This is a genomic window from Acinetobacter legionensis (assembly GCF_048552295.1).
Lineage (GTDB): Bacteria > Pseudomonadota > Gammaproteobacteria > Pseudomonadales > Moraxellaceae > Acinetobacter.
On record NZ_JBIMCW010000006.1, the window covers coordinates 1 to 21,785 of the forward strand.

Below are 21,785 nucleotides of genomic sequence, written 5' to 3' on the forward strand. Positions count from 1 at the left end.
TATGACCAGCTACCACAACAAAATAAGGTAGCTTAACTAGAGCAGAGTATCACTTATAAATAAGCTTTTAGTTGTTCAAACATGTGGGACCACCTCTAATCGGTGTTTTAAAATAAGTCGCCAATAACAAGGCTGCAACCAAGCTTGATAAGAATGTGAAGATATAGATCAGTACTAAATAACGTTTTTGATTACTAAAAAAGTTAATACTCAATGCATCATCCTGATCTAAAACTGGTTTTAAACCTAGATACCCTACCACCTGATCATTGACCAAAATCGGACGATAAGAAACCTGATCATCAGAAGGTTCACCCAAAATAAACTGTTGTTTTGCATCATATAATGAAAGGCGTGAACTGAGTCCTAAGCGGTCAGGCAATGATACAAATATCTTTTTGCCATTCTGTGGATTTACAGTCCGCATTGAATCTCTCGTTGACGTTTCTTTAGGTGCTGAAGCTGCTTCTTCACGACCCGCTGAAAGATGTCCTTTGTCTATAGATGATTTTTTTCCTTTACGATCAGAGGGTCTAAATAAATTTTGATTTGAGCTCAGTGGAAACTTCAAACCTTCAAATGGCTGATAAGCTGAGGGTAAATTCTCTTCAAGAATTTTTAGTTCTTCTTGATCCAGCTGAGACTTATGAACTGCACCATCTGTTTGTCCCAAAGTCGCTACTATCGTATGTTCTTTAAAATAGCGCTGTTGTAAAGCAATATCATATTGACGACGTAGCCACCAGCGTGACAACTTATCATAATCATCAGGAGCAGCATCGCCTTCAATTTGTAAAATCTGTGCTTGAACCGCATTACCCCAGTCTTGATAGACCCCATATACATCTGCCAAATTTTCTATCAGATGATCAAGTTTTTGCATTTCGACATCTGCGACATATTTGGCAAAATTCTTTTGCATGGTCCAGTGCAAAACACTTAAGCTCACCGTTGTAATGACTAATGTCGTCAATAAAACGGTGAGAAATAAGCGCAGTGCAATGGGGACTCGACGTATTTTCAAAACTGATCTCACGTTTTTCTTCTCATTTCAACATTGTACCCAACAGTTGTTCAAAATTCTCTCCATTGTTTCTACATCATTATTATTTAATCTTTACGGTATCAACAGAACACAACACAAAATATTCATTGGAGTAGTAACAATGAAAGCTATGACAAAAATCGCACTGGTATCGGCAAGTATTTTAACTGTAGGGGCTTTGACTGCCTGTCAATCTAATCCAGGTCCAAAAGAGGGCCACCCGATGATGCATGGTGGGCATCATAAAATGTCACCTGAACAACGTGAAGAAATGAAACAGAAACGTGCTCAACATAAAGCGTTACGCCAACAAATGCAAAAAGCCTGTGATGGCAAAGCAATTGGTCAAACGGTTCAGGTGAGAGCAGGTCAGCAAAATATTAATGGTACATGTAATATCGTATTCAAGCCTGATCACAAGGCGATGAAAGAGATGAATCAAGATTTCCGTCGTGATGGAGAACAACGTGGTCATATGATGCGTCATGACGGACCCCGTATGAAAGACATTACCGAAGAACAACGTGCTCAAATTAAGCAAGAATTTGCCCAAAAACGTGCAGAACGTAAAGCGAAGTGGGATGCGATTCAAAAATCATGTGCAGGCCAGACTGATGGTAAGGCAATCCAAGTAAAACTGGATGATAAAATCATCGATGGTAAATGTGTTGTTAAATTCCAGCCAGAGTTTAAATCAGGCGATAACATTCCCATGATACCATCAAAAGTTTAATTCATATCTTGGCTAAATATAAAAAACGACCCTGTTGGGTCGTTTTTTATTTGTCACAATAATTTACTTGGAATTATCCGAAATCAAAGCCACTTGTTGGGCATAATTTAATAACTTAAGTTTAGAAGCCGCTAATTCTTCAGCGGTGGCTTGACGGGTGATATCCCGATGAATACGCAATACATGCTGACGTAAAGAATGACTTTCAGCAGCATTATAAGATTTACAGAATTCTTTAATTGCAGGGTCACGCTGCTCAATCATTCGATCCACCCAACGATCCAATTGCGCCAACTTTTTAATCCCTTGCTTAGGGGTTAAATAAGACAAAATGATGGCTTCATCTTCATTACGCAAAAGCTTACCAATCCGTTGAAATTGACGGCGACGTGCTTCAAAAGATGTGATCAATTGCACATCAAGCAAAGCCTCTATCAACCGATCTTCAACAGGTAAAGATTCAATTTGTTTCTTCGACAACTCTGCGAGTTGTTCACCTAAAGCAGCCATACGTTGTACAGCTTTTTTCTGTTCGGTTTTACTTGCACGCCCTTCTAAAGATTCAAAATCATCTTCAGTAAAACGTTGCGGACGACGTGCCACGATTATTCTGCCTCGTAAAATTTATCTGCGAACAGTGCTTGAACTTCAGACAAAGCTTTTTCTTCATCTGCACCATCAATCACTAGACGCAAGGTGGTTCCTTTACCAGCTCCGAGCATAAGTAAAGAAAGGATATTCTTGGCATCGACTAACTTGTCACCCTTACCAATTTGAATAGAGCATTTAAATTTAGTCGTGACTTCGATTAGTTTTCCAGATGCACGCGCATGTAATCCTAATTTATTAATTACGTCAACAGTTGTGTCAATCATGACCAGTGCTTCATTTCTCTATGTAATACTTGAATAGTCCATTTTGACTCAAGAGCCTTTTTCAACCTATCCACAATATAAACTGAACGATGTTGTCCCCCCGTACAGCCAATTGACACTGTAATATAGTGACGATGACCTTCCGAAAAAGCAGGCAACCACTTATTTAAAAACTGATAGATGTCTTGATACATCTCATTTGCTTGCTCACTGGCTTCTAAAAATTTACGTACTGGTTCATCTAAACCCGAATATTTACGTAACTCTAAATCCCAATGTGGATTTGGCAAATGCCTGACATCAAAAACAAAATCTGCATCTAATGGAATACCATGTTTATAACCAAAAGATTGCAAAATTAAAATGAGTTTATCGGACTGTCCAAGTTTGGACAATAAGGTATCTTTTAAATCGTGTACACTTTTATCCGTTGTATCGATATGTACTGTTGCTCGCAGTTGAATCGGAAGTAATAAATTTTTTTCTTCTTGAATACATTCATTCAAACTCTGAAAACGGTTTGACAATGGATGAAGACGTCGAGATGCACTAAAACGTGAAATCAATTCCTGATCACGCGTCGTTAAATAAATAACGTCTACGCTGCCATGTTTTTGTAACTGTTGAAAAACTTGATCAAAACCCTGTAAATCTTCTTTGGCGCTTCGAACATCGACACCCAGTGCCAATAATTCTAAATTATTTTCTCTATCCAGCTTTTCAACGATTTCAGGAAGCAATGCCAAAGGCAAATTATCGATACAGTAATAACCCAAATCTTCAAGCACCTGCAAAGCAGATGATTTACCTGAACCAGACTGTCCTGTTACGATAAGTATGCGCTTCATGGCATCGCGATCCTAAAAGCAAAGTTTATGTAAAATGTTTTACTTGTAAATTGTCAATCAGACGAGTCTTGCCTAATTTCGCTGCAACAAACAATACAACATCTTGGTCGAATTGTTCAACTTTTTGCAACGCTAGACTACGTGCTTCGACATAATCCACAATTAACCCTGCATCATTTAAACTTTCACGAATTTGAGCCAAGACATCTGCAAGTGTTTTACCTGCATGTAAATCTTGTTCAGCAGTCGTTAAGGTCTTAAAAATAACAGGAGCTATTTGACGCTCTTGTTCAGATAAGTAACCATTACGCGAACTTAAGGCCAAACCATCTTCAGCACGTGCAATTGGTACACCAATCACTTCAATTGGCATATTCAAATCACGAACAACCTGCTTAATCACAGCCAATTGTTGATAATCTTTCTGTCCAAAAAATGCAAAGTTCGGCTGTACAATATTAAACAATTTGGTGACAACAACAGCAACACCATCAAAGTGACCTGGACGTTGTAAGCCACACAAATCATTGGTAATTTCACCCACAGTAATATTTGTTAAACGTGGGAATTTACCATACATTTGCTCAACAGACGGTGCAAAAACAATGTCACACCCCACTTCAGCAAGTAAATTACTGTCTTGCTCAAGTGTACGCGGATAGTTATCAAAATCTTCATTGGGTCCAAACTGAATTGGATTCACGAAAATACTAACCACCACCACATCACATAATTTACGCGCTTCACGAACAAGGTTTAAATGGCCCTGATGTAGATTTCCCATCGTTGGTACAAAACCGATGATTTTACGTGCCGATCGAGCAGGATTAAGTGATGCTGTTAGTCCTTGAATGGTCGTTTCTGTTTTCATGTCTACAGCTCTACTTGAAAAGTATGTTCTTTTGCAGGAAACGATTTCTCTTGCACAGCAACATGATATGCCTTGAATGCATCTACAATTGCAGATTCACCTGCTTGTTCTTTCATAAAATTGCGTACAAAGCGAGCCACTTTACCAAAAGTCAAACCAAGCATATCTTGCACAACAAGAACTTGACCATCAGTATCTGCCCCAGCCCCAATACCGATCACAGGAACGTGTGGGAATAATTCAGTAATTTCTTTACCCATTTGAGCAGGAACACATTCGAGCAATAACACAGCTGCACCAGCGTCTACCACAGCTTTACAGTCAGCAATTAATTGATCTGCCGCTTCACGCGTTTTCGCTTGTAATTTATAGCCACCAAAGACATGTACCGACTGTGGTGTTAAGCCCAAATGTACACAAACAGGTACACCATTTCGTGTCAAAACTCGTATAGTTTCAGCCAGCCATTCACCACCCTCAATTTTCACCATCTGAGCACCCGCTTGTATCACGGTTTTTGAATTAAGCAACGCATCATTAAGCGTTGCGTAACTCAGAAAAGGTAAATCACACATGATAAATGCGTGTTGATTCGCACGACGTACAGCTGCAGTATGATACGCCATATCTGCAACAGTAACAGGCAATGTAGAATCATGCCCTTGGATTGTCATCCCTAAAGAGTCACCAATTAAAATGGTGTCAATCTCAGCAACTTCCATACCTTTTGCCATACTCGCATCATAGCAAGTTAAGCATGAAAATTTACGTCCCTGAGTTTTGAATTGTCTTAAATCACTTAGGCTAATCATGACGATATTCCTCTATCAATGAGAGTTCCTCTGCCCATTCAATCCTTTAATCAGCCCATGACTGATCTGCTAAAACGCTAAGGGTTGAATGTTGCACGAAATCTAACTTTTGCAATGATTGTCCATTGACTTGAAGCTCAGGATCGAGATCCAACAATGGAATCACTACAAAATCACGCTCTAAAATACCAATATGCGGTACTGTGAGCCGCTCATTTATAATGTTTTTTTCAGCATAAAGCAAAAGATCTAGATCTAAAGTACGCTCACCCCAATGACGTGAACGTACTCGACCTGATTCATTTTCAATGCGTTGCAACTCATCCAACAAGGCCAATGGCGCTAAATCTGTGTGCAATTCTACAACCGCATTATGATAATTTGGTTGATCTTGAGGCCCCATTGGGGGACTTTGGTACAACTTTGAAACCGTAACACCACCAAATTTTCTAAGCTTTTCTACAGCTGCTCGTAGAATTTGCTCAGAATCTCCTAGATTACTTCCTAAACCAATGTAGGTTTTAATCATGGCTGGGTGGGTCCAAAAATCACACTGTTCAAATCACGTTGTACTCGTCTACGCTTGGTAATTGGATGATCAGCAGTGATTTCACCTTTGTTTACAGCTGTTCGAGCATCATTTCGTGTTCTAAAATCATGAGATGATGTTGAATTTGGCTTATTCCGTGAACGACGACTACGAGATTCTTGTTCTTTGACCAATGGCTCAATTTGCGTTGAAACTGCAGCTTTTGCATCTTCAATTGGTGCGACTTCAGCAATTTTTTTACGGCTCTTAGCACGCTGTCGATTATAGCTACCAATTGCACGCTCTTTCTCGTCAGTCGACATATCTTGGTAAGCTTCCCACCATGCTCCCATACCGTTGGTAGAAGTATCACCAGACTTCTCTCTCAATAACAGGAAATCGAATCCTGCACGGAAACGTGCATGACCAGAAAGTGCTTCAATCTGTTGAGGTTTTGGATTTAACAAACGGCTTTGCATTTCCCAAACTTCACGAATAAAGGTTTCCGCAAAACGAGGAATAATGGTTCGAGTCGCTTGACGTTTTAACACATCCAAACCTGCTTGAGCTCGTGCTTCTGCAGCAACAACCCCTTTAGCATGGTAAAAATCACAACGCGCTAAGAAATTATTCCATAGCAATACCGCATAGAAAAAAGCAGGATTAATGGTTTTACCCATTTGAATCCGTTGATCGGTATTTTTCGCAGCACGTTCAATAAACTGAGTAATTTCAGGACTAATATCAGCAAATAATTGCTTCCAAATACCAAATTCAATCAACATAGGCATAACACGATGTAAATGTCCCATCGTGAATAATTTTTGCGACTCATCATATAAACGGTGCGGAGAAACATCACGCAGCAGCTGTGTCATCTCTTGGGTAAAAACGTCTAAAATTTTAGGATCAATACTAAAATTTAACTTCGCAGCAAAACGTAAAGTACGCAACATTCGTACAGGATCTTCTTCAAAACGAAGTCCTGGATCACCCAATAACCTTAAAGTTTTGGTTTTTATATCATCAATAGCATTACAAAAATCGAGCACTTCCCCTTTTCTTGGTTGGTAGTACATGGCATTGATGGAAAAATCACGTCGAGCAAAATCTTGCTCTATAGTTCCCCAATTGTTGTCACGTAAAATCATTCCTTGTGCAGAGGTAATTGCTTTTTTCGGTGGGGCACGGAATGTCGCCACCTCAATCAATTCACGACCTGAATACACATGTGCCAATTCAAAACGTCGCCCAATAATTCGGCAACGACGACCAAATACCTCTTTCACCTGAGAAGGCGTTGCATTGGTCACTGCATCATAGTCTTTCGGATTTAAGCCAAGCATTAAATCACGTACACCACCACCGACTATATAAGCTTCATAGCCAGCTTTAGTTAAAGAATCAATAACATCTAAAATGGAGGAAGGTAATTGAGCGGTGGATAACCCACACTTTGACGCACGCAAAGTTTGCAAAAGACACTGTCTCCTACGTCAGGACGTAAAAATCATAATTGTGCTAATGATATCGCTTACACAGCTAAAGGGCAATTTGATTCTCGCAAACTTCACTTGAATTTAAGATATGTTGATAATTCATCGATCCATACAGCATTAAACACGTCACAAACTAAGTCTTGCTTGATTCTGCTCGAAAAATTTCGCCCCAATCCCCTTTACCTTTTTTAAATCATCAATACTTTTAAACTTCCCGTTCTGATTGCGATAATCAATAATCGCCTGTGCTTTCTTTGTACCGACACCTTTTAACTGTTGTAATTGTTCAATATTTGCAGAATTTAAACTAATTCTCATACTTGAGCTATTTGAATTTTGAACACGTGACAATGTGTTATTGTTACCACTATTCTTAGGTTGTGATGTCTGGTTATTCGGTGTCGAAAGATAATAGTGACCATCAATCTTGTTTATTTTTTCATCATGTGCTTGTTGTTCTGCTTTCCATTTTAAATAAGCTTGATCAAATTGTTGCGCATATAAGCTGAAAGAGCAGCTTAAAAGCACCAATAAAAAAGACAATTTAATTAGCTTTACTACACGATTACAATAAAAATTATGATTACTCATGGATAACCTATGGTTTTAATTGTTGCTTTGCCTGATCCCAAAGAAGATCCATTTCTTCTAAAGATATATCTTCTAATCTTTTATTTTTAAAATTGATTTGATTTTCAATATAAGCAAAGCGAGATTTAAATTTATAAATGGTTCCTAAAAGAGCCATCTCACTTGAAATGCCTAGTTTACGCCCAACATTAATTAAAGAAAATAAACAATCACCAAATTCATCCATAATTTCATCAGGTTTTTCCGATTGCATGGCTTCTTCAAACTCTGCCAGTTCCTCTTTGACTTTATCGTAGGCCTGCGCCACATCAGTAAAATCAAATCCTACTTTTGCAACATTTTTTTGCAGGTTTTCCGCCTGAGACAAAGCAGGACCATGCTTTAACTCATCTAACCGAAATTGAGGTTTGCCCTGTTTTTCTTGTTGTTTAATCTCCTGCCACAAAAGTGACACTTGTTCAGGAGTTAAATTCTCAAACTGCTCTTTTTGGAAAACATGCGGATGACGACGTATCAATTTTTGACAAATAGCTTCTACAACATCATTAAAATCAAAAGCACCCTGCTCACTGTACATCTGTGATTGAAAGACCACTTGTAACAATAAATCCCCTAATTCATTTTTAATTTCATCAACATCGCCAGAGCGTACAGCTTCTTCCACCTCGTACGCCTCTTCGATCGCATAGCGCGTTAAACTTTCAGGGGTCTGTTCACGATCCCAAGGGCACTCTGCACGTAATTGTTTCATAATGGCGAATAACTGTTGCATTTAATGTCCTTTAAGATCAATAAGAAATGACTGCACAACACTTGTTGTTATGCATATTTTATGTTCAACTCACTGCAATCAAAATAAACTAAAAAGGATACTGCAATGCGTCAGAGCATATTCATAAGCGGTGCTGCACAAGGCATTGGGGCAGCGATCGCACGTCTATTCTACCAACAAGGTTATCAAGTTGGTATTTATGATATCAATGAAGCTCAGGCTCAAATTTTAGCAGATCAATTAGGTCACAATGCCAAAGCTGGCAAATTAGATGTGAGCGATTATGCACAATGGCAAATAGCGCTTAAAGAGTTTTCTCAATGGGCAAATGGTCTTAACATTTTAGTGAATAATGCTGGCATCCTTTATTCTGGAGATTTTGAGAAAACTGAAATTAGTGCACACCACCGAACAATCAATATCAATGTAAATGGTGTTTTAAATGGCTGTCACGCCGCACTTCCCTATCTAAAAGAAGCAAAATTTGCGCGTATTATCAATATTTCTTCAGCATCAGCCATTTATGGACAAGCAGATTTAGTCTCATATTCTGCCAGTAAATTTGCGGTACGCGGTATTACCGAAGGATTAGATATCGAATGGCAAAAATATGGCATTCGTGTACTGGATGTTATGCCGCTGTTTGTCCAAACGACTATGGTAACAAACATGGATGCAGGCGCGATTCAAAATATCGGTGTTAGCCTCACACCCCAAGATGTTGCTGAGCAAGTGCTTGCACAAGTTAAAGCCAAAGACTCACTTTTCACTGCTACACATCGTCCAGTTGGTTTAAAAACTAAAGTGATGTTTACACTTTCTACCATTAGCCCTCAATTTATCAATCGCTTGAGCAATTTAATACTGACGAGAAAATCTAAGTATTAATATTATAAAAACTCATTCAACAGATATCAGCTTTCTTTTTATAAATCAAATTCATAGTTTAATTTATTATACTGAATAATAAAAAACTCGCATTTCGCGAGTTTTGTTATTGTTCAAATCATAAAATCTGATCAAGGCAATATAGCTTAATTACCTTGAACCAAACGTCGAGCACTGATAATGCCAGGCTGTTGTTCCAATCTTGCTAAAAGGCGAGACAATTGCGCCAAACCTTTCACTTCAATCAACAATTTCATATTGGCAATACCATCTGCTTCAGAAATCGTATTTACCTGACGAATATTGATCTGATCTGAAAAAATCACTTGGGTCAAATCTTTTAACAAACCACGACGATCATAAGCTTCCACCACAATTTGCACACTTTGCCCACGTGTCGGTTGCATTTCCCAATCGGCTTCAACAGCACGATCAGGTTCTAACTTGATCATGCGCATGTAATCGGGACACGCAACCTTATGAATACTCACACCACGATTCAAGGTGATATATCCAGCAATCGATTCACCATGAACAGGCTGACAACATTGTGCAATGTGTAATTCAACATTGTCCAAACCATCAATTAAAATTCCATGTGCAGATAAGGTATGACTTGCACGTGGATTTAACGTCGGTTTTAGAACAAGTTCTGGTTCATCTTGATCTAAGTGCATGTGGCGATTAACTTGATTAATCAAGGCATGCAGGCTAATTTCCCCACTTACCAATGAAACAAGGATGTCATCACCAGTTTTTACATTGAAATGATTACAATAATCACTTAAATCAATACTTTTTGGATGAATCGCTAGACGTGAAAGCTCTTTATTGAGTAGTTCACGCCCAACTTCCAGATTTTTACTGCGATCTTGTTGTCTAAACCAGTGGCGCAACTTGTCACGGGCACGTGCAGTTTTGATATAACCCAATGAGTTAACTAACCAATCACGATTGGGTTCACGATCTTTCTTGGTTAAAATCTCAACCTGTTCCCCTGTTTTCAGAGTATAGGTTAATGGCACATAGCGTTGATTAACCCTTGATGCATAGCACTTATTCCCGACCTCGGTATGCACATGATAAGCAAAATCAAGCACCGTCGATCCACGTGGTAATTCTTTAATATCCCCATCACGACTAAAAACATAGATTTTTTCGAACCCTTCAAAATCTTGAATTTGTTCAAAATCTTCTGTTTCATCTTCATTGGGATGTGCACTGGTTTCAGTACGTTCTTGATAATGTTCAAGGACTGCACGTAATGAATGCAAACGATGATTAAATGAATAATCAGTGGTTTTCGAGCCTTCTTTATAGTTGAAATGCGAACATACACCCAACTCTGCTTCTTCATGCATTTCTTTGGTACGGATTTGGATTTCCAAAGATTTATTTTCTGCAATCACCGCAGTATGTAAAGAGCGATAACCATTGGCTTTTGGATTGGTAATATAATCATCAAACTGATGAGGAATATGGCGCCAAATTTGATGCACAATGCCCAAAGCGTGATAACACTCTGCTACAGATTTAACCAAAACTCTTAACGCACGAATATCATATAGCTGATCAAAACTCAGATTTTTACTCTTCATTTTACGGTAGATCGAATAAATATGTTTTACTCGACCCGAAATCTCTGCCTCAATATCATGCTCACCAAGCTCACCTTTCAGTTTATCAACCACAAACTGAATATATTGCTCACGTTCCAGCCGCTTTTCATTGAGTAATGAAGCAATCTCTTTATAGCGTTCAGGAGCCAAATAACGGAAAGCAAGATCTTCGAGCTCCCATTTTAATTGAGCTATCCCTAAACGATGCGCCAAAGGAGAATAGATGGTCAAGATTTCTCGTGCAACACGCTCTTGACGCTCTTTTGAAGAGTGTGCCAATTCACGTAAAGCAAATGTCCGTTCAGCCAATTTAATCAATACCACACGAACATCTTCTGTCACAGAAATCAACATCTTATAGATGCCTGTCAGGTGTTCGCGCTGATTATTATTAAAGTGATCTTCTAACCGTTTATTCTTTTCAATCAGTTCAGAAAGTTTACCCATAGCCAAAGTGCCTTTGACAAGGTTATAAACTTGCTCACCGCATCGCTGCTGTATCTCCTCTAAGGTGGTGAGATCCTCACGCACGCTACGATAAAGTACAGCTGCTGCTAGTGTATCTTCATCGACATGTAAATGCGCGAGGATGTCAGCCATTCCAATACCTGTTGCAAAGGTATTGGTTCTGGAATTTACTGTGGTCGCCAATTCTTTTTGTAATACTAATTGCGCGACTTCTTCTAACTGCTTAAGTTCAGCACCGTCTAAAATTCCACGCACTCGATCTAGCCAAGTTGCTAGAGCGTGTTGCGCTTCATCGGCATGCTCTACAGTCGCTTCCTCTGATAGCTCATTGAGCTCATCAGGAAGTTGCTCACGTACTGTGACCATACCCTACTCCTCTAACTCTATATTTCATTATAAATCGTTTATCTCTAATTTCTTTTCAAACAAAGCAATAGATTCAACATGCCCAGTGTGAGTAAACATGTCCATTACACCTGCTTTAGTGAGCTGATAACCGTGTTGTACCAAAATCCCAGCATCCCTAGCCAAAGTTGCAGGATTACACGACACATAAACGATTCTTTGCGCACCAAATTTGGGCAAATAATGCATAACTTGTTCTGCTCCCGCACGAGGAGGGTCAATCAATAATGCATCAAATCCTTGATTTGCCCAAGAATAATGCGAAAAGTCTTTTGTTAAATCTTGTGAATAGAATTTAACATTGCTGAGGCGATTGTTCAGTGCATTTTCTGTACCACGCTTCACCATTGCTTCACTACCTTCTACAGCAATGACTTTTCCTGTAGCACCCACACGTTTAGAAAGCGGGAGTGAAAAATTTCCCAATCCACAAAATAAATCTAAAACAGTCTCACCTGCTTTCAACTCAAGCAAATCACATGCCAGATTAACCATCTGCGGATTTACAGTAGGATTCACTTGGGTAAAATCTGTTGGATTAAATGCAAACTCAATATCAAAATCTTTTAAACGGTAATGCAAATGCATGTCGGCTTGAGCATGATCTACTCGATGTACACTTTCCACACCCGCAGGTTGCAAATACAACTGCCACTGTTTCTGTAACGCATATTGTTGCAATAGGTTGACATCATGGGCTTTTAATTTTTCAGTATGGCGAACCAATAATGAAATTTCGCTATCGCCTTTGGCTAATTCTATATGACCAATGCTACTTTTGCCTTTTAGACTTTCGAGTAATGCCTTTATTTCAGGTAAGGCCTGATCCAATTCAATATCTAAAATTTTACAGGTTTGGATTTCAGTTAAATGGTTACTCTGTGCTTCACGAAACCCCATAAGCAATTTATTTTGTTTGAGCAAATGACGCACACCTATTCTGGCTTTATGTCGATAATCGGAACGAGTTGAACGCAATGGGTCTAACCATTGTTCAGGCGCTAAACCCGCAAAGTGACTGAGATGCGATTTTAAAACATCTTGTTTTAAACGAATTTGTTCATCTGGATGGATATGTTGCATACTACATCCACCACAAATGCCAAAATGTGGACAGATCGGCTGAATACGATGTGGATTGGCCTCACTGAGTAATTCAATACTGTCCGCTTCTTCAAGTTTAGATACCTGACGAGTCACTTGAGCTTTTACAATTTCACCAGGTAGTGCATAACGAATAAAAACTTTTTTACCCTGCTTTTCATTTGGATGATTGAGCTCTGTTCCATAATGCGCAATCCCTCGCCCTTCGTGTGACAATCTTTCAACTTTAAAAATATATTGTGGAAGCTGAGATGGTCGAGGTTTTGCTCTATGTTTCAAAGGGATACCTAATCGGGTGTGGAGGAAAAATCTGCTTGAGTAAATTCAGTTCGTTGTGACGTTTCACGCCAAACATTTAAAAACTCATGTTGTTGAGGTTGTCCTTGCAAATAATGAATAGAGGCTTGAATCCATAACTGGTGATCTTGCAAAGAAATTTGACCTTTTAACAAAGCCCATCTTAAGAAGATTAACCACGTATTTAAAACATCACCTTCGCAATAGCTGGTTAATTTCAGCCATTGCTTTGTATTCACATATTCGGGAACAAAATAACCTGAAATACCACGTTTACCGGGATAACCCAATAAATGAGCAACATCATCCAATTTCTGAAAATGACGCCCGTTAAACATCGCCATAACATCCATTAAGTCGACATGACGGTTGTGATATCTGTTCTGATAGTTATTATACCTTTTTTGTGTGTCAATCTCACCTTGATCAAACAAACTTGGCGCAGATAGTCCGTGATACATTGCACGGAACAAAATCACTGGTAAATCAAACTGTGAACCATTCCAACTCACGAGGGTTGGGTGTCTTTTATCAAAGATAGATAAAAATTTTTGTAAAATTTCAGTTTCAGTATAGTGCTCACGACTAAATGAAAATAGTTTCATCACACCATTTTCATCAATCCACAAACCCGAAATACAGACAATTTCATGTAAAGATAATCGCTGAAAATCCATCCCTGATTCTTGACGACGTAATTTTGCCAACGCCTGTTCTAAATCGTCCTGTGGTAAATCCAAACCATATAAATGCGCTCCAGATTTAAGATCTGTCAGGGTTTCGATATCAAAAACTAAAACTGGAAGGCGCATAAAAACTTTACTCAATAATCAACTTTACCATCATGAGGCAATTTATGACCTTGAAGCAACTATTCTTCATCCTCAACAGAGAACAAACCTGTAGAAAGATAACGATCACCTCGGTCGCATACAATGCACACAATCACTGCATCTGGGTTTTCTTCAGCAATTTTAACAGATGCCCATACAGCCCCTCCTGAGGAGGTTCCTGCACTAATGCCTTCTTGACGCGCTAAACTGCGTGCCGTTTTTTCAGCTTCAATTTGCGGAATATCCATGATCTGGTCGACACGCTTTGGATCAAAAATTGTCGGCAAGTATTCTTGTGGCCAACGGCGTATACCCGCTATATTTGAACCTTCTGAAGGCTGTAATCCTATAATTTGAATATCTGGATTTTGTTCTTTTAAATATTTAGAAATTCCCATGATCGTGCCAGTTGTGCCCATAGAGCTGACGAAATGAGTAATTTTCCCCGCTGTCTGTTGCCAAATTTCAGGGCCTGTGGTCAGGTAGTGTGCTTCCACATTGTCTGGATTCCCAAACTGATTCAACACCAGACCTTGGCCTTCACTTTGCATTTGCAAAGCCATATCACGCGCAACTTCCATATTGGTTGCTTCGATCAATTCAGCACCATAGGCACGCATCGCATCTTTACGCTCTTGGCTTGAGTTACCTGGCATGATTAATTTCATTTTATAACCACGCATTGCGGCGACCATCGCCAACGCAATTCCCGTATTTCCACTCGTCGCCTCAATCAACGTATCACCTGGCTTAATTTGACCACGCTGTTCAGCTTTCATGATCATATTATATGCAGGACGATCTTTTACAGAACCAGCGGGATTATTCCCTTCCAGCTTTGCCAATACTGTTGCTTGAGTATGACTTGCCAACCGTTGTAAACGCACTAAAGGAGTTTTTCCTACATAGTGATCTAACAAAAATTCGTTGGCTAAGAAATCAGGTTGTGTGTGACTCATCTGTTGCACCTATATCGAGGTGGGCATATTGTATGAAAAAAAGAAACATACTGCACATCTTTCCGCTTTATTTTACTTGGAATGATCAAACTAAATTCATATATATCAACAAGCCTAAGTGGGATCATGATTTTGTTTATTGAATAAAATTAAATACATATAAAAAAATAAACTTTACTTAGAATTAGAAATGATAAAGTTATCTATAAAACAGCATAACTTATTTCCAATTCTCAAGATTTTTAGTCATATTGTCATGCAGGATGATTAAAGCATGTTAATATCTTTGCCATGGGCAATGAGTTGCTGGAACAATGTCGAATTTCAATAAAAAACTCTTTAAACGCTTAAAACTCAATCACGCTTATGGTCAACTTATTGCGTTAATTTTCGTGCCAATTATGATTTTGGCAGGTGTTGGAACAGCACTTGTTCTTTCTGAAACGTCAGCTGCTGCCAAGTCTAAACAGCGTTTCCAAGCCATCGCGATATTGAGTCGTTACCAATATACTGCTGAGCAACTCACCGCAGTAATGGAACAAAATCCAACACAACACGCAAAAGCTGAAAGCATTTTACAAAAAATGTTTAACGAAAAGCATTTATTGAGTGCAGCAATCATAGATGAAAATAATGTCAATCATTTAAGCGTTGGCTACCAAAATCAGCGTGCTTGGCCAAAAATTCCAAAATCAGGCACATTCTTTGGGCCTGTTCAAAATAAGTACAATAATATTTATGGGATTAAACTTAACCCCATCAACTCTGATCAAAATATGTGGTTGGTGATTGAACTTGATAATCAACCTTTAGAAATTGCACATTATCGTGTCATGATCGTTTTGATTACGACTGCTTTGCTAACCCTTTTGCTACTTCTATTGTGTCTAAACTTCTATTCAAGACGGTGGATTGCACCGATGTACGAAATTCGGATGCAACTGCAACGTTTAAATGCAGATACGCTTGATCAACATATGGTGATCAACAGTACCGGTGAACTACGCTTATTACAGCGTGATATTGCCAATGTGGTGAAACGGCTACATTTCAGCTTCCTTGAACTAAAAGAACATACTGAACAAACAGAAGATGATTTACGTCGTACATTAGACACCTTAGAAGTTCAAAACATTACCTATAAACAAGCCCGTGATCAGGCGATTTCATCCAATCAGGCAAAGTCAGTCTTCCTTGCCAATATCAGTCATGAATTGCGGACCCCGTTAAACAGTATTGATGGCTTTATCCATTTGATGTTGCGCCAAGACAATTTAAGCAATGATCAAAGTTTATATTTACAGACCATTCGCAAGTCTTCTGCACATTTATTAGCCCTGATTAACGATGTACTCGATTTCTCAAAAATTGATGCTGGTAAATTAGAACTTGAGACCGCGCCCTTTGATCTAGAAGAAGCAATTTTCGATGTCATGGATATGCTCTCGCCATTGGCAGCGCAAAAACATATCGAGATGGCATTCTATTTTGCAGACAATGTGCCTAAGCATGTCATTGGTGATGCCTTACGCTTTAAACAAGTACTGACCAATCTAATTTCTAATGCGATTAAATTCACACCCGATGGTGAAATTATTGTTCGTGCGCGTATGGAACATGATGATATTGGGCAATGTTTACTGCATTTTAGTGTGCAAGACAGTGGAATAGGTTTAAGTGGTACAGATCGTAAACGACTATTTGAATCATTCTCTCAAGGTGATGCTTCTGTCACTCGCCAATTTGGTGGTACAGGACTCGGTTTAGCCATTTCTAAGCAGCTAGTACATTTGATGCATGGTCAAATTGGCTTTGAAGATAACCAAGAACGTGCACCTACTGAAAAAGGTTCAACCTTTTGGTTTACTGCCCTGTTAACGGTGAATGAAGATGAAGAAATTGTTCACCCATCATTTAAAAACTTAAATGTGGTGTCTTTCTTGGCCCATCCTGCAACAGCCAATGTATTACGTCATTATTTAGAAGACTATCAAGTTAGACATGCCGAAGCACAATCGATTTTAGATCTGTTTAGCAGACTAAACAGCCTAGAAAAAAATACTGAAAATACATGGTTGATCGTTGATCATAGTGGAGATACTGAAGCCTTACTTAAAGAAATTCGTGGTCGTTATCAAGGTCATTTAGCGGTATATGGTTATCAAATGTCACTTGATCCAAATATGTTGACTGAATATAAAGCGCGTCCTTTATATCAACCACTGAGCCGTAGTTCAGTGATTCAACTGCTCAGCAATCAACCTGTCTTTGAACAAGAGCATCACAAAGACTTTAAAGGGCAAGATTTACATGTTTTAGCTGTAGATGATCATTTACCGAATTTGATCGTGCTTGAAGCATTGTTAGGCGAATTGAATGTAAAAACCACTAAGGCACTCAGTGGTCAAGAAGCTTTAACCATTATTCAGCAAGGGGTTGAACAAGGTGCGAAGCCTTTTGATCTCATCTTTATGGATATTCAAATGCCAGTCATGTCAGGGATTGATACCACGCGGGCGATCCGCTCTTTGGAATCAACCTTAGATGGTATGCGTATGCCCATTATTGCGTTAACAGCACACGCATTGGCCGATGAAAAACAAAAATTACTCAAGGTCGGTATGGATGATTATGTAACCAAGCCGATCCAAATTGAACAAATCATTCAAATCCTCACCAATTGGACAAGCGATAAATTTATTCAACATCAGCAACCTATCGAAAATACAGTATATATCGAAGCGCTGGATGCTTATATTCTAGATTGGAAACAAAGTCTTGCTTTAGCAGCCAATAAAGAAGATCTCGCACAAGATTTGTTAAAAATGTTAGTCGACAGCTTCCCAACAGAGCTAGCTGAAATTGAGCAACTCATTGAGCTGGAAGACTTCCCTCAATTAGAGCATGTCTTACATCGCTTATATGGTGCAACCCGTTATGTCGGCACACCAAAATTGCAACGCATTACAGGCGATTTCGAACAATTTATTTCGATGCTACGCAAAGATCGTCGTAAAGCAGATGAAGCCTTTATCCAAGATGTGATGAAACGCTTTGATGAACTTCAATTGGCGATTCATGAAGTTGAAACAGCTGCACAGCAGATTTTACCCGTTTCATAAATACAGCGCTGTTCTATCCGATTCAGCTCTATAAATGCTTTTCTTAAGGCGTTTTGAGCTGTTTTAAATCGTCTGTATAAAACCCAAGTTTACTGTGGGTTTTATCTTACATACGGTTTTATTGTTTCTTTAAATCACCATGAATTAGAATGATCTTTTCATTGCAATCATCTTTTTAGAAATCCAATAAAATTATACAAGCCGCTGTTTCAACCCTGTTTTGGCTTTACCATCCAATTGGCACACCAACACAGTTTCGGTGACTCTACTGTCATGTAACTATTCAATTCACATGCTATGCTGATGACCAAGGAAAAAATGAGTCAAGATCATGGCACTACTACTACACATAGAAAAAAACAATGGTATCGCAACAGTTTCATTAAATCGTCCAGATAAACGCAACGCCATGAGTTTTGCTTTACTCCGAGAACTGGTAAGCGTCGCACAACAGATTAAAAAAGACCGCAGTATTCGTGTGGTGATTCTAACAGGTGAAGCCAATGTATTTAGTGCAGGTATTGACCTTGCTGACTTAAATAGTCCAAAAAATACAGCCTTTGCTGCTTGGGAACTGATTAAACCTGGTCAAAGCCTATTCCAAAAAGCATTTTTGATCTGGCAAGAACTGCCTGTCCCTGTCATTGCAGCAATTGAAGGTTTCTGCTTTGGTGCAGGGATGCAACTTGCATTGGCTGCAGATATTCGTATTGCACACCCAGAGACTAAAATGTCAATCATGGAAAGCCGTTGGGGGCTTGTGCCTGACATGGGCTTAACCCGCTCAATCAAGGGCGTGATTGGTATTGATTTAGCCAAAGAGCTTACTCTCACTGCACGTATTTTTGATGGCAATTATGCCAAAGACATTGGTTTGGTGACGCATGTAGACGACTCACCGTTGGCAAAAGCTCAAGCCATTGCAGAAGAGATGCTGCAACGCTCGCCAGATGCGCTGATGGCTGCTAAACGTGTTTTAGATGCTATGGAACATCAACCTCAGAAATCTTTACGTTTAGAGAAGATTTGGCAGTTAAAATTACTCTTGGGTAAAAATAGTCAAATTGCACGTAAAAAGGATAAAAATCCTGAATTAAAATTTTTACCGCGCCAATACAAATAATCCAAAATTATTATTGAAAGCTTTTTGAGTTATAAAATGAATTTTGATCGTAACAGTAAAATTGCATTTTTAGGGATGGGATTAATGGGTAGCCGTATGGCAACCCGATTAATCCAAGCAGGCTTGCATGTCGCTGTCTGGAACAGAACAGCATCTGCTTGTGACGCCCTTATTGATCTAGGTGCTCACCCATTACAACTTGAGAATATTGCAGAATATCCGATTATTCTCAGCTGCCTTGCTGATGATAAAGCTGTACAGCTAGTCTATGAGCACATTGAGCCCTATTTACAAGCCAAGCAAGTGATTGTGGATTTCTCCAGTTTATCTGTAGATAAAACCAAGCAACTGGCGGAAAGCGCAACAACAAAACAGGTGATTTGGATTGACTCACCTGTTTCAGGTGGAACCGCAGGTGCTGAAAATGGCACGCTGGTCATTTTCGCTGGGGGAAATGCTGAGGTGATCCAAGCATTGAGCCTCATTTACAATATCCTGTCACAGCGTGTCACCCGTATGGGTGAAACAGGTACTGGACAAGCCACTAAAATCTGCAACCAACTGATCGTTGCTGCCAATAGCACCTTGATCGCGGAAGCTGTTGCGCTTGCCAGTAAAGCAGGTGTAGATACAACCCTATTGGCGCCGGCTTTGGCTGGTGGTTTTGCCGACTCAAAACCTTTCCAAATTTTAGCCCCACGCATGGCGACACATACTTTTGAGCCCGTACAATGGAAAGTACAAACGCTTTCTAAAGACTTAAATAATGCCATTCAACTTGCACAAAAATTTGATTTAGAAATCCCTGTGGCTCAACGTGCACTGGGACAATTACAAAGCCATCAAAACAACGGATTTGCTGAGTCTGATTTAGCCACAGTCATTCATCAAGTGGAAAATAAATCGGGTTAAAATACACGGAACTACACATAAATAAGTTGAAAAATAATCTATTGCCTACTACATTGAAGATGAGAGTCCAAATATAGCAAGGAGCGTTCTTATGACTAAACTCGCAGTAAACCTATCCTTGATTTTTACTGAAGTGCCGCTCATTGAACGCTTTGCTTTGGCACATCTTCATGGCTTCCACAATGTCGAAATTCAATTTCCGTATGAATTAAGCATTGAAGAGATTCAAGCACAGCTTGAACAATATGACCTCAGCCTTTGCCTGATCAACGTTCCCACCGGTGACTTGATGCAAGGTGGAAACGGTCTTGCTGGTGTGCCTGGTCTAGAACTAGCATTTCATCAAGCCTTAGAACTTGCAATTGAATATGCAGAAGCGCTCAATGTTCCAAACGTCAATATTTTAGCAGGTAAACAACCACAAGATGCCGACTTACTCCCCTGTTTAAATACATTGGCAAACAATTTAAAACTGGCTTGTCATCTGCTCTCTAATCGTGATATTCAGCCTGTATTTGAAATGATTAATGGTACAGACATGCCACGGTTCTTAGTTCAAAATATTGCACAAGGCCAAGAAATGTTAGAAGCAGTACAGCATCCTGCATTAAAAATGCAATTTGACTGTTATCACATGGCGATGATGGGCGAAGATGTACTGGCAGCCTTACAAGAAAATATTGATTGGATTGGGCACATCCAATTTGCTGACTGCCCAGGTCGTCACGAACCAGATACTGCACAAATTGATTATTCTGCAATTTTTTCATGGTTAAAACAAAGCGCCTACACAGGCTTTATTGCAGCAGAATACAAACCACAATCTCATTCAAATCAGTCATTTGCATGGAAAGAAAAATATTTTTCAAACAACCATAGCTATTAAATCAGTGTGTACTTAGGCAAACGATTGCATTGTATAATTTGTATTTTTTAGACAAAAGCGCTATATTAGAAGGTGAGATATTTTCTGGAAAATATACCTTATATGAATTTAGAACCATCGCCCAGCGCTTCTAATTCTCACGAACTTGCAATGAACACTCAAAATGAAGATGTACAGACTTGTTTAAAAGTCGTACAAGAAGCTCTACTTGATGTAAAAGCCAAAGATATTATTCAACTTGATGTCAGCGCTATTAGCAACGTTTCAGATGCAATTGTCATCGCGAGCGGGACATCAACACGCCATGTTAAAGCACTTGCTGACAATGTTGCTGAAGAAGCACGTAAAGCAGGCTTTCGCCCAATTGGTGTTGAAGGTGAACGAGACGCTGAATGGATCCTTATCGATTTAGGATTTGTAGTCGTACATGTGATGCTACCAACAGCACGTAAATTTTATGATCTGGAAAGTTTATGGCGTGCGACACCTGAAAGTGTTGCCTAACTTTTAATACAGAACTTAAATATAAAAAAAGCGACTTTATGTCGCTTTTTTTAGTGCTTGGCTTTTTTCAAAGCTTTATTTTTGAATCCT

Annotated in this window: 20 protein-coding genes and 1 pseudogene; 7 read left to right on the forward strand and 14 right to left on the reverse strand. The window is 39.2% G+C overall.

What is annotated here, in order from left to right:
* Window positions 1–94: 94 nt before the first annotated feature.
* Window positions 95–1,024: pseudogene (locus ACG916_RS06225) on the reverse strand (sensor histidine kinase efflux regulator BaeS); the annotation flags it as partial.
* A 142-nt stretch (window positions 1,025–1,166) separates the two neighbouring features.
* Here ACG916_RS06225 and ACG916_RS06230 point away from each other — a divergent pair.
* Complete coding sequence (locus ACG916_RS06230; protein ID WP_419327651.1) at window positions 1,167–1,778, forward strand: hypothetical protein; 612 nt, start codon at window positions 1,167–1,169, stop codon at window positions 1,776–1,778.
* Window positions 1,779–1,841: 63 nt separating this feature from the next.
* Here the strand turns inward: ACG916_RS06230 and yjgA are convergent, their stop codons facing one another.
* From yjgA to mazG, 9 genes are all read right to left on the reverse strand, one after another.
* Window positions 1,842–2,381 (reverse strand): ribosome biogenesis factor YjgA, encoded by a 540-nt coding sequence (yjgA, locus tag ACG916_RS06235; protein WP_004725935.1) that lies wholly within the window; start codon window positions 2,379–2,381, stop codon window positions 1,842–1,844.
* Window positions 2,382–2,383: 2 nt separating this feature from the next.
* Complete coding sequence (locus tag ACG916_RS06240) at window positions 2,384–2,653, reverse strand: HPr family phosphocarrier protein (protein ID WP_004725933.1); 270 nt, start codon at window positions 2,651–2,653, stop codon at window positions 2,384–2,386.
* Complete coding sequence (gene rapZ / locus ACG916_RS06245) at window positions 2,650–3,501, reverse strand: RNase adapter RapZ (protein WP_419330221.1); 852 nt, start codon at window positions 3,499–3,501, stop codon at window positions 2,650–2,652. Before rapZ ends, ACG916_RS06240 begins: the two co-directional genes overlap by 4 nt.
* Window positions 3,502–3,526: 25 nt before the next feature.
* A complete protein-coding gene (panC, locus tag ACG916_RS06250) occupies window positions 3,527–4,372 on the reverse strand; it encodes a pantoate--beta-alanine ligase (RefSeq protein WP_419327652.1) in 846 nt (281 codons plus the stop codon).
* A gap of 2 nt (window positions 4,373–4,374) precedes the next feature.
* On the reverse strand, window positions 4,375–5,184 hold the full coding sequence (gene panB, locus ACG916_RS06255) for a 3-methyl-2-oxobutanoate hydroxymethyltransferase (RefSeq protein WP_336953575.1): 810 nt from the start codon (window positions 5,182–5,184) through the stop codon (window positions 4,375–4,377).
* Window positions 5,185–5,230: 46 nt separating this feature from the next.
* Complete coding sequence (gene folK, locus ACG916_RS06260) at window positions 5,231–5,713, reverse strand: 2-amino-4-hydroxy-6-hydroxymethyldihydropteridine diphosphokinase (protein ID WP_419327653.1); 483 nt, start codon at window positions 5,711–5,713, stop codon at window positions 5,231–5,233.
* On the reverse strand, window positions 5,710–7,191 hold the full coding sequence (pcnB, locus tag ACG916_RS06265) for a polynucleotide adenylyltransferase PcnB (protein WP_419327654.1): 1,482 nt from the start codon (window positions 7,189–7,191) through the stop codon (window positions 5,710–5,712). Before pcnB ends, folK begins: the two co-directional genes overlap by 4 nt.
* A gap of 147 nt (window positions 7,192–7,338) precedes the next feature.
* Entirely contained in the window at window positions 7,339–7,803 is a 465-nt protein-coding gene (locus ACG916_RS06270; RefSeq protein ID WP_419327655.1) for a ComEA family DNA-binding protein, read from the reverse strand.
* Between the two features lie 7 nt (window positions 7,804–7,810).
* The gene (gene mazG, locus ACG916_RS06275) at window positions 7,811–8,575 is read right to left on the reverse strand and encodes a nucleoside triphosphate pyrophosphohydrolase (protein ID WP_336953571.1); all 765 of its coding nucleotides are present in this window, start codon (window positions 8,573–8,575) and stop codon (window positions 7,811–7,813) included.
* Window positions 8,576–8,680: 105 nt separating this feature from the next.
* Here mazG and ACG916_RS06280 point away from each other — a divergent pair, with 105 nt between their 5' ends.
* Window positions 8,681–9,463 carry an SDR family oxidoreductase gene (locus ACG916_RS06280; protein WP_419327656.1) on the forward strand — a complete coding sequence of 261 codons (783 nt, stop codon included), beginning with the start codon at window positions 8,681–8,683 and terminating at the stop codon, window positions 9,461–9,463.
* A gap of 146 nt (window positions 9,464–9,609) precedes the next feature.
* On the opposite strand, the gene ACG916_RS06285 is transcribed toward ACG916_RS06280, so the two are convergent.
* The 4 genes from ACG916_RS06285 to cysM are packed head-to-tail and all read right to left on the reverse strand — an operon-like array spanning window position 9,610 to window position 15,148.
* Window positions 9,610–11,916 carry a RelA/SpoT family protein gene (locus ACG916_RS06285; RefSeq protein WP_419327657.1) on the reverse strand — a complete coding sequence of 769 codons (2,307 nt, stop codon included), beginning with the start codon at window positions 11,914–11,916 and terminating at the stop codon, window positions 9,610–9,612.
* A 27-nt stretch (window positions 11,917–11,943) separates the two neighbouring features.
* A complete protein-coding gene (gene rlmD / locus ACG916_RS06290) occupies window positions 11,944–13,338 on the reverse strand; it encodes a 23S rRNA (uracil(1939)-C(5))-methyltransferase RlmD (protein ID WP_419327658.1) in 1,395 nt (464 codons plus the stop codon).
* An 8-nt stretch (window positions 13,339–13,346) separates the two neighbouring features.
* On the reverse strand, window positions 13,347–14,168 hold the full coding sequence (locus tag ACG916_RS06295) for a 3'-5' exonuclease (protein WP_336953567.1): 822 nt from the start codon (window positions 14,166–14,168) through the stop codon (window positions 13,347–13,349).
* A 59-nt stretch (window positions 14,169–14,227) separates the two neighbouring features.
* Window positions 14,228–15,148 (reverse strand): cysteine synthase CysM, encoded by a 921-nt coding sequence (gene cysM, locus ACG916_RS06300; protein WP_336953566.1) that lies wholly within the window; start codon window positions 15,146–15,148, stop codon window positions 14,228–14,230.
* A gap of 314 nt (window positions 15,149–15,462) precedes the next feature.
* Here cysM and ACG916_RS06305 point away from each other — a divergent pair, with 314 nt between their 5' ends.
* From ACG916_RS06305 to rsfS, 5 genes are all read left to right on the forward strand, one after another.
* Window positions 15,463–18,270 carry a GacS-like sensor histidine kinase gene (locus ACG916_RS06305; RefSeq protein WP_419330223.1) on the forward strand — a complete coding sequence of 936 codons (2,808 nt, stop codon included), beginning with the start codon at window positions 15,463–15,465 and terminating at the stop codon, window positions 18,268–18,270.
* 331 nt (window positions 18,271–18,601) lie between these two features.
* Window positions 18,602–19,393: a crotonase/enoyl-CoA hydratase family protein gene (locus ACG916_RS06310; protein WP_419327660.1), complete on the forward strand. Its 792-nt coding sequence runs from the start codon at window positions 18,602–18,604 to the stop codon at window positions 19,391–19,393.
* A 36-nt stretch (window positions 19,394–19,429) separates the two neighbouring features.
* Entirely contained in the window at window positions 19,430–20,305 is an 876-nt protein-coding gene (locus tag ACG916_RS06315; RefSeq protein ID WP_419327661.1) for an NAD(P)-dependent oxidoreductase, read from the forward strand.
* 91 nt (window positions 20,306–20,396) lie between these two features.
* Window positions 20,397–21,191, forward strand: coding sequence for a hydroxypyruvate isomerase family protein (locus ACG916_RS06320; RefSeq protein WP_419327662.1), 795 nt, complete (start codon window positions 20,397–20,399; stop codon window positions 21,189–21,191).
* Between the two features lie 102 nt (window positions 21,192–21,293).
* Window positions 21,294–21,695 carry a ribosome silencing factor gene (gene rsfS / locus ACG916_RS06325; RefSeq protein WP_336953562.1) on the forward strand — a complete coding sequence of 134 codons (402 nt, stop codon included), beginning with the start codon at window positions 21,294–21,296 and terminating at the stop codon, window positions 21,693–21,695.
* Window positions 21,696–21,785: the final 90 nt, after the last annotated feature.

Excerpts from the sequence above, each read along its gene's own strand:
- ACG916_RS06230 (WP_419327651.1), top strand. The coding sequence starts at position 1,167 with ATGAAAGCTATGACAAAAATCGCACTGGTATCGGCAAGTATTTTAACT.
- ACG916_RS06240 (WP_004725933.1), bottom strand. The coding sequence starts at position 2,653 with ATGATTGACACAACTGTTGACGTAATTAATAAATTAGGATTACATGCG.
- rapZ (WP_419330221.1), bottom strand. The coding sequence starts at position 3,501 with ATGAAGCGCATACTTATCGTAACAGGACAGTCTGGTTCAGGTAAATCA.
- panC (WP_419327652.1), bottom strand. The coding sequence starts at position 4,372 with ATGAAAACAGAAACGACCATTCAAGGACTAACAGCATCACTTAATCCT.
- panB (WP_336953575.1), bottom strand. The coding sequence starts at position 5,184 with ATGATTAGCCTAAGTGATTTAAGACAATTCAAAACTCAGGGACGTAAA.
- folK (WP_419327653.1), bottom strand. The coding sequence starts at position 5,713 with ATGATTAAAACCTACATTGGTTTAGGAAGTAATCTAGGAGATTCTGAG.
- ACG916_RS06270 (WP_419327655.1), bottom strand. The coding sequence starts at position 7,803 with ATGAGTAATCATAATTTTTATTGTAATCGTGTAGTAAAGCTAATTAAA.
- mazG (WP_336953571.1), bottom strand. The coding sequence starts at position 8,575 with ATGCAACAGTTATTCGCCATTATGAAACAATTACGTGCAGAGTGCCCT.
- ACG916_RS06280 (WP_419327656.1), top strand. The coding sequence starts at position 8,681 with ATGCGTCAGAGCATATTCATAAGCGGTGCTGCACAAGGCATTGGGGCA.
- ACG916_RS06285 (WP_419327657.1), bottom strand. The coding sequence starts at position 11,916 with ATGGTCACAGTACGTGAGCAACTTCCTGATGAGCTCAATGAGCTATCA.
- ACG916_RS06295 (WP_336953567.1), bottom strand. The coding sequence starts at position 14,168 with ATGCGCCTTCCAGTTTTAGTTTTTGATATCGAAACCCTGACAGATCTT.
- cysM (WP_336953566.1), bottom strand. The coding sequence starts at position 15,148 with ATGAGTCACACACAACCTGATTTCTTAGCCAACGAATTTTTGTTAGAT.
- ACG916_RS06305 (WP_419330223.1), top strand. The coding sequence starts at position 15,463 with ATGTCGAATTTCAATAAAAAACTCTTTAAACGCTTAAAACTCAATCAC.
- ACG916_RS06310 (WP_419327660.1), top strand. The coding sequence starts at position 18,602 with ATGGCACTACTACTACACATAGAAAAAAACAATGGTATCGCAACAGTT.
- ACG916_RS06315 (WP_419327661.1), top strand. The coding sequence starts at position 19,430 with ATGAATTTTGATCGTAACAGTAAAATTGCATTTTTAGGGATGGGATTA.
- ACG916_RS06320 (WP_419327662.1), top strand. The coding sequence starts at position 20,397 with ATGACTAAACTCGCAGTAAACCTATCCTTGATTTTTACTGAAGTGCCG.
- rsfS (WP_336953562.1), top strand. The coding sequence starts at position 21,294 with ATGAATTTAGAACCATCGCCCAGCGCTTCTAATTCTCACGAACTTGCA.